The 13124-nt window shown below is 71.9% G+C and carries 12 protein-coding genes; 7 read left to right on the top strand and 5 right to left on the bottom strand.

The genetic code is table 11. The annotated features are described in order from the left end of the window. Positions 1 to 26: 26 nt before the first annotated feature. A complete protein-coding gene (locus REH65_RS09415; RefSeq protein ID WP_281457803.1) occupies positions 27 to 689 on the bottom strand; it encodes a TrkA family potassium uptake protein in 663 nt (220 codons plus the stop codon). Next, on the bottom strand, positions 689 to 1354 hold the full coding sequence (locus tag REH65_RS09410) for a TrkA family potassium uptake protein (protein ID WP_281457802.1): 666 nt from the start codon (positions 1352 to 1354) through the stop codon (positions 689 to 691). Before REH65_RS09410 ends, REH65_RS09415 begins: the two co-directional genes overlap by 1 nt. A 243-nt stretch (positions 1355 to 1597) precedes the next feature. Here REH65_RS09410 and REH65_RS09405 point away from each other — a divergent pair, with 243 nt between their 5' ends. The 4 genes from REH65_RS09405 (at position 1598) to REH65_RS09390 (ending at position 6981) form a co-directional block, all read left to right on the top strand. Continuing rightward, entirely contained in the window at positions 1598 to 3625 is a 2028-nt protein-coding gene (locus tag REH65_RS09405) for an APC family permease (protein ID WP_406692144.1), read from the top strand. Next, a complete protein-coding gene (locus REH65_RS09400) occupies positions 3597 to 4847 on the top strand; it encodes a class I SAM-dependent RNA methyltransferase (RefSeq protein WP_406692143.1) in 1251 nt (416 codons plus the stop codon). The genes REH65_RS09405 and REH65_RS09400 overlap by 29 nt, the downstream gene beginning before the upstream one ends. A gap of 137 nt (positions 4848 to 4984) precedes the next feature. Next, complete coding sequence (locus REH65_RS09395) at positions 4985 to 5851, top strand: hypothetical protein (protein ID WP_406692142.1); 867 nt, start codon at positions 4985 to 4987, stop codon at positions 5849 to 5851. Beyond that, positions 5848 to 6981, top strand: coding sequence for a hypothetical protein (locus REH65_RS09390; RefSeq protein ID WP_406692141.1), 1134 nt, complete (start codon positions 5848 to 5850; stop codon positions 6979 to 6981). The genes REH65_RS09395 and REH65_RS09390 overlap by 4 nt, the downstream gene beginning before the upstream one ends. Here the strand turns inward: REH65_RS09390 and REH65_RS09385 are convergent. From REH65_RS09385 to REH65_RS09375, 3 genes are read right to left on the bottom strand one after another with little or no spacing between them, the layout of a single operon-like run. Continuing rightward, a complete protein-coding gene (locus REH65_RS09385; RefSeq protein WP_406692140.1) occupies positions 6978 to 8150 on the bottom strand; it encodes a hypothetical protein in 1173 nt (390 codons plus the stop codon). The two genes, REH65_RS09390 and REH65_RS09385, sit on opposite strands and share 4 nt — an antisense overlap. 9 nt (positions 8151 to 8159) lie before the next feature. Further along, a complete protein-coding gene (locus REH65_RS09380; protein ID WP_281457796.1) occupies positions 8160 to 8468 on the bottom strand; it encodes a WXG100 family type VII secretion target in 309 nt (102 codons plus the stop codon). Then, entirely contained in the window at positions 8468 to 8980 is a 513-nt protein-coding gene (locus REH65_RS09375; protein ID WP_406692139.1) for a YbaB/EbfC family nucleoid-associated protein, read from the bottom strand. Before REH65_RS09375 ends, REH65_RS09380 begins: the two co-directional genes overlap by 1 nt. Before the next feature lie 242 nt (positions 8981 to 9222). Here REH65_RS09375 and dxs point away from each other — a divergent pair, with 242 nt between their 5' ends. The 3 genes from dxs to REH65_RS09360 all read left to right on the top strand — a co-directional run bounded on the left by dxs (position 9223) and on the right by REH65_RS09360 (position 13099). Further along, positions 9223 to 11139 carry a 1-deoxy-D-xylulose-5-phosphate synthase gene (dxs, locus tag REH65_RS09370; RefSeq protein WP_406692138.1) on the top strand — a complete coding sequence of 639 codons (1917 nt, stop codon included), beginning with the start codon at positions 9223 to 9225 and terminating at the stop codon, positions 11137 to 11139. Between the two features lie 137 nt (positions 11140 to 11276). Next, positions 11277 to 11963 (top strand): response regulator transcription factor, encoded by a 687-nt coding sequence (locus tag REH65_RS09365; protein ID WP_281457793.1) that lies wholly within the window; start codon positions 11277 to 11279, stop codon positions 11961 to 11963. Further along, positions 11963 to 13099: a sensor histidine kinase gene (locus REH65_RS09360; RefSeq protein WP_406692137.1), complete on the top strand. Its 1137-nt coding sequence runs from the start codon at positions 11963 to 11965 to the stop codon at positions 13097 to 13099. Before REH65_RS09365 ends, REH65_RS09360 begins: the two co-directional genes overlap by 1 nt. The last annotated feature ends 25 nt before the right edge of the window (positions 13100 to 13124 follow it).

Genomic DNA, 13124 nt, shown 5'->3' with positions numbered 1-13124 from the left:
CGGAACCGCCCCCGCTTCACGTCTCACTACGACTGGTCGTGGATGACCGCGCGGATCTCGTTCTCGACGTTGCTGGTGGCCACGAACAGCATCTCGTCGCCCGCCTCCAGCGGGTCGTCGGCCTGGGGGACGATGACCCGGCCGCCGCGCAGGATGCTCACCAGCGCCGCGTCGACCGGCAGCTTCAGGTCGCGGACCCGGCGCCCGGCCAGCGGCGTGGACTCCGGCAGCGTCACCTCGACGAGGTTGGCCTGGCCCTGGCGCAGCGTCATCAGCCGGACCAGGTCGCCGACGTTGACGGCCTCCTCGACCATCGCGGCCAGCATCCGCGGCGTGGACACCGCGACGTCGACGCCCCAGGCGTCGGTGAACAGCCACTCGTTGCGCGGGTCGTTGACCCTGGCCACGACGCGGCGCACCGCGAACTCCGTCTTGGACAGCAGCGAGACGACGAGGTTGACCTTGTCGTCGCCGGTGGCCGCGATGACCACGTCGCAGGACTGCAGTCCCGCTTCCTCCAGCGACGCGAGCTCGCAGGCGTCGGCGAGCATCCACTCGGCGCCCGGGATGAGCCTCGGGTGGTAGTTGGCGGTGGTGCGCTCGATGAGCAGCACCTCGTGCTCGCCTTCGAGCAGCTCCCGCGCGATGGACTGGCCGACCGCGCCGGCTCCCGCGATCGCGATGCGCATTACTCGCTCTCCTCGGGTGTGCGTCGGGCCGCCGCGGTCACGTCGGTGACGGTGCCCGACAGCGCCGCGACGTAGACGGTGTCGTCGGCCTGGATCACGGTCTTGCGGTCGGGGAGCACGCCGCTGCCGAACCGCATGATGAACGCCACCCGCGCCCCGGTCGCCGACTCGACCTCGGTGACCTTGCGGCCGATCCAGCTCTCGTGCAGCGGCAGCTGCAGCACCGCGACCGCGCCGGACGGCTCCCGCCACGCGGTGGCCACGCCCTCCGGCAGCAACATCCGCAGGAAGCGGTCGGTCGTCCACGGCACCGTCGCCACGGTCGGGATGCCGAGGCGCTGGTAGACCTCGGCGCGCTTGGGGTCGTAGATGCGGGCCACGACGTGCGCCACGCCGAAGGTCTCCCGCGCCACCCGGGCCGAGACGATGTTGGAGTTGTCCCCGTTGGACACCGCGGCGAAGGCGCTGGCCTGCTCGATTCCCGCCTCTTCCAGGATGTCCCGGTCGAAGCCGTTGCCAGTGACCTGCTGACCGCGGAAGTCCCTGCCCAGGCGGTGGAACGCCTGCGGGTCCTTGTCGACCACGGCCACGGTGTGATCGAGCCGTTGCAGGGCGGCGGCCAGGGAGGCCCCGACCCGGCCGCAGCCCATGATCACCACGTGCACGACCTTGTCTCCTCGCTGCGGGGTGTGCTCTCGGACTTGCTGCTCAGCGGCGTCGTTCGGACGCCGCTGACCGTACCCGGGCGGACGCGATCAGGGGACCGCGACGACCGTCCGGCAACGGGCTGGTGCACCGTACCGGGTGACCGCTCGGCAGGGGCACCACGCCACCCCGGATGTGACCTGAGAGCAATTCGAAAGCCCGCATTCACCGGTCCCCCCGCCCCACCGCTTACGCTCTGTGCCGTGTCCAAGCTCGCAACCGCCGCGAAACGGTTGATCGTCGGTCGGCCGTTCCGCAGCGATCGCCTCGCGCACACGCTGCTGCCCAAGCGCATCGCGCTGCCGGTGTTCGCCTCCGACCCGATGTCCAGCGTCGCCTACGCACCCGAGGAGATCCTCCTGGTGCTGTCGGTCGCGGGCGTCTCGGCCTACGCCATCAGCCCGTGGATCGGCGGGCTGGTCGCGCTGGTGATGATCGCGGTGGTGGCGTCCTACCGGCAGAACGTGCACGCCTACCCCTCGGGCGGCGGCGACTACGAGGTCGCCACCGTCAACCACGGCCCCCGCTGGGGCCTGGTGGTGGCCAGCGCGCTGCTGGTCGACTACATCCTCACCGTCGCCGTCTCGATCTCCTCGGCAGCGGCCAACATCGGCTCGGTCATCCCGTTCGTCGCCCAGCACAAGGTGCTGTTCGCGGTCGGCGCGATCGCCCTGCTGACCGCGATGAACCTGCGCGGCATACGCGAGTCGGGCACCTTGTTCGCGATCCCCACCTACGCGTTCGTGATCGGCGTGCTGGGGATGATCTTCTGGGGCTTCTTCCAGTCGTTCGTGCTGGGCTCGGACCTGCGGGCGGAGAGCGCCGGGTTCCAGCTCGCGCAGGAGGAGAGCCAGTTCGCCGGGGTGGCGTTCGCGTTCCTGATCCTGCGGGCCTTCTCCTCCGGCAGCGCCGCGCTGACCGGTGTCGAGGCGATCAGCAACGGCGTGCCGGCCTTCCGCAAGCCCAAGTCCCGCAACGCCGCGACCACGCTGGCGCTGATGGGCGGCCTGGCGATCCTGATGTTCCTGGGCCTGATCATGCTGGCCCGCGTCACCGGTGCCGTCGTCGCCGAGGACCCCGCGCACCAGCTCATCGGCGCCCCCGAGGGCTACCACCAGAAGACGCTCATCGCGCAGCTGGCCGGGGCCGTGTTCGCCGGCTTCTCGCCGGGGATCTGGTACCTGGTGTTCTTCACCGGTCTGATCCTGGTGCTGGCCGCCAACACCGCGTTCAACGGTTTCCCGGTGCTGGGCTCGATCCTGGCGCAGGACCGGTTCCTGCCGCGGCAGCTGCACACCCGGGGTGACCGGCTGGCCTTCTCCAACGGCATCCTGTTCCTGGCCTTCAGCGCGATCGTGCTGGTGATCGCCTTCGACGCCGAGGTGACCCGGCTGATCCAGCTCTACATCGTGGGCGTGTTCGTGTCGTTCGTGCTCAGCCAGAGCGGCATGATCCGGCACTGGAACCGGCTGCTGCGCTCCGAGACGGACCCGGCCGCGCGGCGCCGGATGCGCCGGGCGCAGGCCACCAACGCCTTCGGCCTGTTCATGACCGCCAGCGTGCTGGTCATCGTGCTGATCACCAAGTTCACCCACGGCGCCTGGATCGCCATCGCCGCGATGGCCGCGATCTACGTGCTGATGACGGCGATCCGCAGGCACTACGTCCGGGTCGCCGACGAGCTGGAGGAGTCCGAGACCGACGCGGTCCTGCCCTCCCGCAACCACGCGCTGGTGCTGGTCTCCAAGCTGCACCTGCCGACGATGCGGGCCATCGCCTACGCCCGCGCCACCCGGCCGGACGAGCTCGAAGGCGTCACCGTCAACGTCGACGAGGAGGACACCCGCGAGCTGACCGCCGAGTGGGAGCAGCAGAACCTGCCGCTGCCGCTGAAGGTCCTCGAATCGCCGTACCGGGAGATCACCCGGCCGGTGCTGGAGTACGTCAAGCGGATCCGGCGGGACAGCCCGCGCGACGTGGTGACGGTGTTCATCCCCGAGTACGTGGTGGGGCACTGGTGGGAGCAGCTGCTGCACAACCAGAGCGCGCTGCGGCTCAAGAGCAGGCTGCTGTTCCAGCCGGGAGTGATGGTCACCAGCGTGCCGTGGCAGCTGGAGTCGTCGACGAAGGTGCGAGCGCAGCGGATCACCTCGATGCCCGGCGCGACGCGCCGAGGACTGGGGAGCAATGGAAAGGGAAGCGGTGACCGAAAAACCGGACTGGACCGGTAGGCGCCTGGAGGTCGAGATCGGCCCGGTGGCCCACGGCGGCCACTGCGTGGCCCGGCACGAGGGGCGGGTCGTGTTCGTCCGCCACGCCCTGCCGAGGGAGACCGTGATCGCGGAGGTCACCGAGGACAACGGCGGCGGTTTCTGCCGCGCCGATGCCGTCGAGGTGCTCCGGGCCGCGGCCGGGCGGGTCAGCCCGCCGTGCCCGCTGGCCGACATGGCGCTGGGCTCCGACCGCTGCGGTGGTTGCGACTTCCAGCACGCCGACGGGGAGACGCAGCGCGCGCTCAAGGCCGCGGTGATCACCGAGCAGCTGCAGCGGATCGCGGGCCTGGACTGGCCGGTGGAGGTCCGCGAGCTGCCCGGCGGGTTGCTGCGCTGGCGCACCCGCGCGCGGCTGGCCGTCGACCGCAAGGGGCACGCGGGGTTCCGCCCGAGCCGCAGTCACCGGGTGATCCCGGTGGCCGACTGCCCGATCACCGTGGAGGGCGCCGTCGAGGAGCTCGCCGACCGCCGCTGGCGGCCGGGCGCGGAGCTGACGGTGGCCGCCGACGGCGAGGGCGAGCTGCACGTCACGGCCCTGGACCGCAAGCCGCAGCGGCGCCGCGGGCACCAGCAGGCCGTGGCGCGCCAGGTCGCGGGCAGCGGCGTGGCGCACGAGTCGGTGCGCGGCCGCTCCTTCGAGGTGGCGGCTCAGGGCTTCTGGCAGGTGCACAAGGCCGCTCCGGAAACCTTCACCGAGGTCGTGGCCCGCTTCGCGGCGGTCCCGTCCGGCGGCACGGCCTGGGACCTCTACGGCGGCGTGGGCCTGTTCGCGGCCGACCTCGCCGAGCAGGCGGGCCCGACGGGTTCGGTGCTGCTGGTGGAGTCCTCGCGCCGCGCCGTGGAGGACGCGCTGACCAACCTCCGCGACCAGCCGCAGGTGGAGTTCCGCGCGGGCACCGTCGAGCGAGTCCTGGCCGACGAGGACCTGCCGAACCCGGACGTGGTCGTCCTCGACCCGCCCCGCAAGGGCGCGGGCCGCGAGGTCGTGCGGGCCATCACGGCCCGCGAGCCGTCCCGGATCGTCCACGTCGCCTGCGACCCGGCGGCCCTGGCCCGCGACGTCTCGCTGTTCGCCGAGAACGGCTACCGCATGGTCGAGCTGGAGTCCTACGACGCCTTCCCGATGACCCACCACATCGAATGCATCGCCCTCCTGGAGCCCGTCTCCGCGAGGGCCTGACAGCGGAGACGGGCTCCTCGGTGGAAGCCGTCTCGTGAGCGCTTCGACCCGGCTTCGCGGGACCGGTTGACCGGGCACGCGTGCGCCGACGAGGCGACTCCGATGGTTAGGGTGGCCGCTGGTTGAGGAGGTGGGCCGTGTTCGGTGAGGTGCCTGGGCGGGTCGATCGGCGGACGGCCGAGGCCGTGGGACGGCGTTGGTCGCGCGCGAACGCGCTGCTGTCGGTGACGTGGGCGTGGTGCGCCGCTGAGCTCGTCGTCTCGCTGGTGGCGCTGGCCTGGACCGTGCTCTCGGGGCCCGAGCTGCCGCTGGTCGGCAGCCCGAAGCGCGGCGACCTCGTCGGGCTCGCGTTCGTCGCGCTGATCGTCCTGCTGCCGATGCCGCTCGCCTCCTGGGCGGGCAGGCGCGACGCGGACGGGATCGACTGGCGGCTCAAGCCCGACGGCTGGCTGATGTACGGATTCGTCGTGGGGATCGCCCAGGCCCTCGGGCTGTTCCTGTCGATCACCTACACGGCTCTGCCGCTGTGGGTCCGCATCGGTGTCGGGATCGTCGGGGCGGCTGTTCCGGTGGTGGCGGCTCTCCTGGCTCGGCGGGCGATCCTGGCCGAGCCGTTGCGGGAGATCGGGGGCAGCGAGTTCGTGCTGGTGAAGGGGCTGCGCTCGCCTCAAGGCGGGGGAGAGGACTCCGTCAAGATCACCGGTGACTCGATGCGGCTCTCGGTGCGCACCGCTGCCGGACGACCGGCGGGCCAGGCCGCGGCGAAGGACATCCGGCTCGCCGACATCACCGAGATCGGCGTGCGGCCCGCTCGGCCCGACGACGGCGCCTGGGCACCGCTGGCCGACGGGCGGGGTGCCTCGCTGCCGGAGGGCGACGTCGTCGTCATCCGGACCCGGACCGACACCCAGCTGCTCCCGGCCGACGCCGAACTCGCCGAGCTGCTGCGGGCGCGAGCCGCCCTGCACGGCGCGGAACCCGCACGCATCGAGGACTGGACATGAGCGCGCAGGAGCACATCCCCGAAGTCCTCCCGGCCCCGCCCGAGACCGGCACCGAGACCACCCCGGTCGCCGGGAAGCCCAGTGCCGCACCGGAAGCGGTTCCGGGCCGCGTCGTCCGGGCATTCGCCCTCGGGGCGTTCGCGATCGTGGTGATCCCGCTCGGGTTCGTCGTGTGGAGCATGCGGGAGCTCGTGCCCGGTGTCGGCATCGCCGGTGTGGTCGGCGTCGCGGTCGCGACCGTCGCCTGGCTCCTCGACGTGCGCACGCCGCGGCGCTGGTTCGGGTGGGCCCTGCTGGCCGGGTTCTCGGCGGCCTACGCGAATCTCGCGCTGGCACCGGTCGGACTGCTCGCGCTCGTCGCGGTCGTGGTGTGCCCGCTGCTCGCGCGAACGGCGCACGAGCGCCTCACCGCACCGGGTTTCGACCTCGCCGAGCGCGACGTCGAGGTGGGCTTCCCGATCTACCGGCACCAGAGGGCGCAGCTGCGGGTCGAACGCGACCGCGCCGTCCTCGCGCTCGGCCGGATGGCGGGCGGCGGTCACGTCGACCAGGCGATCCCGCTCGCCGAGGTGTCGCTGGCCCAGCCCGGCGAGATCGTCGGCGGGGACGCCTGGCCGCTGCCGGGCGCGACGGCGCTCCGGCTGGTCGAAGGACCCGCCGTGCGGGTCGTGGCCGGGCAGCAGCAGTGGATCGTCAACGTCGAGGACCCGCGGCTGGTCGCCGCGATCCTGCGCAGGCGGCAGAGCGCCGCGTGGTCGCTGCGGACCGGCCCGCAGGACCTCGGTTCCTGGCACGCGCTGCGTAAGTGGGCCACCGCGCAGAACACGACATTCCGCAACGGCAAGCGGTCCCAGTCCTACCGGGTCTTCCGGCCGCTGCTCGGGTTCTTCTTCGGCGTGCTCGGCCTGATGCTGCTCACCATGCAGATCACGGGCGGCGCCGCGACGCCGAGCGCGTGGCTCGCCGCCGCGGCGATGCTGCTCGTCGGCGCGTTCCTGGTGGCCGGCTGGCTCCGGCAGCGCGCGCGACTGGCCCGCGCCGAGCTCCACTCGCTGCCGCCGAACAGCCCGAAGTGGGGCGACCCGCGACCCGAGGTCGCCCCACTGCCGAGCTGGCGTCCCTGGGCCTAGCCCGGTCCGTCCGGGAGGTTCAGCTTCTCCGGCGTCTGCTGCTTCTCGGCGTCGACCTCGCCGTAGGAGTTGCCGTTGACGTTGTTCGGGCCGCCTTCGATGTTGGCGTGCTGGCCGACCGTCGCGGAGTTGACGTCGTTGCTGTAGGGGGTGTCGACGTTGGCGCCGGTCACGGAGCCCTCGTCGGTCTCGAAGCGCCACCCCTGCGTGTTGGAGCCGGAGACCCACTCGCCGCCGTCGCCGGTCGCGCCGCGGCCGTTGCCCTCCCAGGTGGCGTTGAGGCCCTCGTGGCGGCTCTGCATCCCGCCGGTCGCCCCGCTGATGCCGCCGGAGATGGCGCCCGAGGTGATGTCGTTGATGCCCGGTGCCTGGCCGTGGAAGCCCTGGTTGATCGTGTTGCCGAGCACGCCCGAGATGGAGCCGCGCGCGGCTCCGTAGGCGGCGGCTTCGGTGAAGTTCTTGGTGGCGTTGCCGGTCAGGTCCTTGCCGACCTGCTGGCCGATGCCGGGCGCGACGCCGTCGACCAGGCCACCGGCCAGACCGGCCGCGACACCGGAGACCGCCGCGTTGCCGGTGTTGGACCAGTCCCAGGACTGCCGGTCGCCCTTGGCGAACTGGATGCCCTGGATCGCGGCGTCGACGCCCATGTTGATCCCGACGTTGAGCAGGACCTGCTGGCCGATCTTCGTCAGCAGCTGCTGGAAGAACGTCCGCACCGTCAGCTGCGTGGCGGCCTGCGCGATCGGGATGCCCGCCGTGCTGGCGCCGAAGGTCGCCACCGCTGAGGCGATCATCGCCGCGATCTGCGCGGCCAGGATGACCAGCGCGGCGATGATGCTCATCTTGGTGTACTCGATCTCCAGCGCCGCGCTGTCGGCTCCCTCGCCGAGCGCCTCGCAGAGCTTCTTCAGCTCCGGCAGGTGACCCGAACCGCCGTCGCAGAAGTCCTTCATGAACGTCTGGAAGGCGTCGTGCGTGTCGCCCTTCATGGTGGCCAGGGCCGCGCTGACGGCGCCCTCGGTCTCGCCGATCACGTCGTCGATGTCCACGCCGCACTGGGTCCACGCCTCGGCGACCCTGCGCAGCGCCGTCTCGTCGCCCTCGGGCCAGCTCGCGCCGACCACGATCGGGAACAGCCAGCTGACCTCACCCGGGATCTCGATGCCCACGTCGCCCCCTCAGCCCTGGCTCTTGATGCCGTCGGCGTTCGCCCGGTCGACGTCGTCCCAGGTCCGGGCGGTGGCGTCGAGCTCACCGCGGACCTGGTGCAGGGCCTTGGACAAGCCCTCGATGCCGTCGGTGCCCTGCTGGGAACCGGGCTCGTAGTTCTTGGCGAACTCCTGACCGGCCTCGTCACCGCCCCAGCACGCGCCCTCGGCCTGCAGCACGCCGTTGAGCTTGTCCAGCGCCGACTTCAGCTTGTCCGACGCGGAGTCGAACTTCGGCGAAGCGCCCATCAGCGCCTCGGGGTCGACCTCGAATCCCATTACCAGCGGTCCTTTCGGAAACGGGACCGGGGTTCGAAGTCGTCCCAGTCCTCCTCTACCGGCGCCTTGGACGCACTCGACGGGGTGTTCGGTTCCGGCAATTCCGGAGCGGACGGGATCAGCTGGGCCAGCGAGGGCGCGTCCGGGAACAGATCCGGCAGGTCGGGGACGTTCTCCTGCAGCGGGGCGACGGCCGCGTCGGCCCGCGCCCGAGCGTCCCGCGCGGCCGACTGGGCGGCCTCGGTGAAGCTCCTGGCGAGCTTCTCCGGTGCGCTCGTGCGCAGCGCCGACGGCGACAGCGCCGTGTCGGTGACCACGCCGGCCGCGTTGACCCGCACCGTGACCAGACCGTCGGACGAGGTGGCCTCGCCGGTCGCGGCGAGGGCGCTGGCCTGCGCCTCGCGCAACTGGGCGGTCTGGCGTTGCAACCCGTCGAGCATCGAGCTCACCTGCTCGCGCATCGCGGCGTTGCGCGCTTCGAGCTCCGCCTTGCGGCCGTCCGGACCAGTCATGTCGCCTCCCCTGGGATCAGACGAAAGGTAGCAACACCGCTTTCCGGGGGACACCCTCCACACGAACGTCACATTCGCAGGTCGGGCGGGTCCTGGGAGCATCGCTGCAGGTGCGCGACCACACCCGGTCGCCGCATGGCCCCTCCGTAGACTGGGGCGCACTATGCAGACGGAGCCAGGTTGCCGGCCAGGCCCCGGATTGCCTCTGTGACCGACCGGCACGACAAGCGAGGTGGAACACGGTGACGCTGCTGGGGTCCGTGCGCAGTCCGGCCGACGTCAAACGCCTGACGCACGCCGAACTGGTGGAGCTGGCCGACGAGATCAGGCAGTTCCTGATCCAGAAGGTGTCGCGGACCGGTGGGCACCTGGGGCCGAACCTGGGAGCGGTCGAGCTGACCCTCGCGCTGCACCGGGTCTTCGACTCCCCGAACGACGCGCTGCTGTTCGACACCGGGCACCAGGCGTACGTGCACAAGATCGTCACGGGACGTCAGGACGGCTTCGACCAGCTGCGCAAGCGGGACGGCCTGTCCGGTTACCCGTCGCGCGCCGAGAGCGAGCACGACTTCGTCGAGAACAGCCACGCCTCGACCGCGCTGTCCTACGCCGACGGCCTGGCCCGGTCCTTCCAGGTCACCGGGGCCGACCGCCACGCGGTGGCCGTCGTCGGCGACGGCGCCCTCACCGGCGGCATGTGCTGGGAGGCGCTGAACAACCTCGCCGCCGACCCCGAGCGCCCGGTGGTCATCGTTGTCAACGACAACGGCCGCTCGTACGCGCCGACGATCGGCGGGCTCGCCGAGCACCTCGCCGCGCTGCGGCTCAACCCCAGCTACGAGAAGGCCCTGGAGTCCGGCAAGCGCACGCTGCGCAAGATGCCGGTCGTGGGCCGCTCGCTGTACACCGGCCTGCACGCCGCCAAGAGCGGCATCAAGGACGCGATCAGCCCGCAGGTCATGTTCTCCGACCTCGGCCTGAAGTACCTGGGCCCGGTCGACGGCCACGACATGCGCGCGATGGAGCACGCGCTGCAGATGGCCAAGTCCTTCGGCGGACCGGTGATCGTGCACGCCGTGACCCGGAAGGGCAACGGCTTCGCCCCGGCCGAGAACGACGAGGCCGAGCAGATGCACCAGGTCAAGGTCATCGACCCGGAGACCGGGCTGCCGAAGAAGCCCGCGCCCAAGAGCTGGACCGACGTCTACGCCGACGAGCTGGTCTCGATCGGCGCCGAGCGCTCCGACGTCGTGGCCATCACCGCGGCGATGCTGGGACCGACCGGGCTGAAGAAGTTCGCCGAGGCCTACCCGGAGCGCTGCTTCGACGTGGGCATCGCCGAGCAGCACGGCATGACGTCGGCCGCCGGTCTGGCGATGGGCGGTCTGCACCCGGTGTTCGCGGTGTACTCGACGTTCCTGAACCGCGCCTTCGACCAGCTGCTGATGGACGTCGCCCTGCACAAGCAGGCCGTCACCGTGACGCTGGACCGCTCCGGAATCACCGGAGACGACGGCGCCAGCCACAACGGCATGTGGGACCTGTCCATCCTCGGCCTGATTCCCGGCATCCAGGTGGCCGCGCCGCGCGACGCGGTGACGCTGCGGGAGGAGCTGCGCGAGGCCGTCGCCGTCGACGACGGGCCGACCGTGCTGCGCTTCTCCAAGGGCTCGGTCATCGAGGAGGTCCCGGCCGTGGAGCGGACCGGCGGCGTGGACGTGCTGCGCGCCGACGACCGCAAGGACGTGCTGCTGGTGGCCGTCGGCGCGTTCGGCAAGCTCGCCGTGGCCGCCGCCGAGAAGCTGGCCGCGATGGGCGTCGGCGTGACCGTGGTCGACCCGCGCTGGGTCGTGCCGGTGCCGTCGAAGGTCGTCGAGATGGCCGCCGAGCACCGCCTGGTGGTCTCGCTGGAGGACTCCGGGCGGCACGGCGGGTTCGGCTCGTCGCTGGCGGCCGCGCTGCGCGACGCAGAGCTGGACGTGCCGCTGCGCGACCTGGCGGTGCCGAACAACTTCCTCGACCACTCCTCGCGGGAGGAGGTCCTGGCCGACCTCGGTCTCACCGAGACCGACATCGCGACCAAGGTCAACGACTGGCTGTCGGGCCGTCGCGGCGCGCAGCTCCGCGTCGCCACCGAGGCCGAAGCCGCCCACGGCTGACCAGGTGGTTCCCGATTTCAATGGAGGTTCAGGTCTCTGATCTCCATTGAAATCGGGAACCGGGTTTCCGTTGGAATCGCGTCACCCCGGCGCTGACGTCGACTGCTGCGGGCGCCTGCTGTGGCAGGGTGGGTTCCGTGCGAATCCTGGTCGTGGAGGACGAGAAACCGCTGGCCGAGGCGGTGGCGAGGGGACTGCGGCGCGACGGCATGGCCGTTGACGTCGCCTACGACGGCGAGAGCGGTCAGGAGAAGGCCGCGATCACCCGCTACGACGTCGTCGTCCTCGACCGCGACCTGCCCGGCATGTCCGGCGACGACCTGTGCCGCGACCTGGTCGGCTCCGGCGGCCTGACCAGGGTCATCATGCTGACGGCCTCGGGCACGGTCGCCGACCGCGTCGCCGGGCTGTCGCTGGGCGCCGACGACTACCTGGCCAAGCCCTTCGCGTTCCCCGAGCTCATCGCCCGGGTGCGCGCGCTGGGCCGCCGCGCCACGCCCGCCCCGCCACCGCTGCTGACCGCCGAGGACCTGCGGCTCGACCCGGCCCGCCGCACCGTCACCCGCTCCGCCGGTGAGGTCGAGCTGACCCGCAAGGAGCTGGGCGTGCTGGAGGTCCTGCTCTCGGCCGGTGGCGCCGTCGTGAGCTCCGAGGAACTGCTGGAGCGGGTCTGGGACGAGAACGCGGACCCGTTCACCACCACCGTGCGGGTCACGATGATGACCTTGCGCAAGAAGCTGGGGGAGCCGGGCATCATCGAGACCGTGGTCGGTTCCGGCTACCGGGTGCCCTCGGCGTCGCGCGCCGAACACGTCCGGGACTGATGGTGGGCGCGCTCACCCGGCGCGGACCGGGACTGCGGGTTCGCCTCACGCTGCTGGCGACCTCGCTGGTCGCGCTGGTCAGCGCGATGCTGCTGTGGCTGGGCTGGGTGCTGGTCGGCAACGTCGTGGCCGCCGTGCCGCGGTTGCCCGCGGGGACGCCGGTGCGGGTCGGGGGAGTGGACGTGCCCGCCGAGCTGCTCGGCGAGGCGCTGCGCGACTCCGCCCGCAGGCAGGTCCTGCTGATCGGCGGGCTCGCGTTCGTCGCCGTGGTCGCCGCTGCCGCGCTGCTGGCCTGGCTGGTCACCGGGCGGGTGCTGCGGCCGCTTCAGGAGGTCACCGACACCGCGCAGCGGCTGTCGGCGGAGTCGCTGGACGAGCGGATCGAGCTCAGCGGTCCCCGCGACGAGGTGGCCCGGCTCGCCGACACCTTCGACGCGATGCTGGACCGGCTGCAGGCGGCCTTCGACGCCCAGCGCCGGTTCGTCGCCAACGCCAGCCACGAGCTGCGCACCCCGCTGGCGGTGGTGCGCACGGAGCTGGACGTGACCCTGTCGGATCCGGACGCCGACGAGGCCGAGCTGCGCCGGATGGCCGACGTGGTCCGCGAGGCCACCGCCCGCGCCGAGCGCCTGGTGGAGGCGCTGCTCCTGCTGGCCCGCACCGAGGGCGTGGAGCTGGCGGTCCGGGAACCGGTCGACCTCACCGACGTCGTCGGCCGGGCCCTGCGCGCCGTCGAACCCGAGGCTCGCAGGCGCGGGCTGCGCGTGCGGCGGTGCACCGAACCGGCTCGTGCCGTCGGCGACCCGGCCCTGTTGGAGCGGGTGGCGGGCAACCTGCTGGAGAACGCGGTCCGGCACAACCTCGACGGCGGCTGGCTGGAGGTCAGCACCGGCGGCGACGCGACGTGGACGACGCTGCGCGTGGCCTCCTCCGGCCCGGAGATCCCCGCGGAGTCGGTGAACGGCCTCTTCGAACCGTTCCGCCGCGCCGGCGTTCAGCGCACCGCCCGCAACGGCACCGGCCTGGGCCTGTCCATCGTCCAAGCCGCCACCACGGCCCACCACGGCAAGATCCACGCCACGGCGCTGCCCGCGGGAGGCCTCGCCGTCACCATCCAACTCCCAGCCGCGCCGTGAATCGCGTAGAACATTTTTGTAGTAC

This window comes from Saccharopolyspora sp. ID03-671, from assembly GCF_045278815.1.
In the GTDB taxonomy this organism is placed as follows: Bacteria; Actinomycetota; Actinomycetes; order Mycobacteriales; family Pseudonocardiaceae; genus Saccharopolyspora; species Saccharopolyspora ipomoeae.
This window is presented reverse-complemented; position numbering and strand designations above follow the sequence as displayed.

Excerpts from the sequence above, each read along its gene's own strand:
- REH65_RS09415 (WP_281457803.1), bottom strand. The coding sequence starts at position 689 with ATGCGCATCGCGATCGCGGGAGCCGGCGCGGTCGGCCAGTCCATCGCG.
- REH65_RS09390 (WP_406692141.1), top strand. The coding sequence starts at position 5,848 with ATGAGCGCGCAGGAGCACATCCCCGAAGTCCTCCCGGCCCCGCCCGAG.
- REH65_RS09380 (WP_281457796.1), bottom strand. The coding sequence starts at position 8,468 with ATGGGATTCGAGGTCGACCCCGAGGCGCTGATGGGCGCTTCGCCGAAG.
- REH65_RS09375 (WP_406692139.1), bottom strand. The coding sequence starts at position 8,980 with ATGACTGGTCCGGACGGCCGCAAGGCGGAGCTCGAAGCGCGCAACGCC.
- REH65_RS09360 (WP_406692137.1), top strand. The coding sequence starts at position 11,963 with ATGGTGGGCGCGCTCACCCGGCGCGGACCGGGACTGCGGGTTCGCCTC.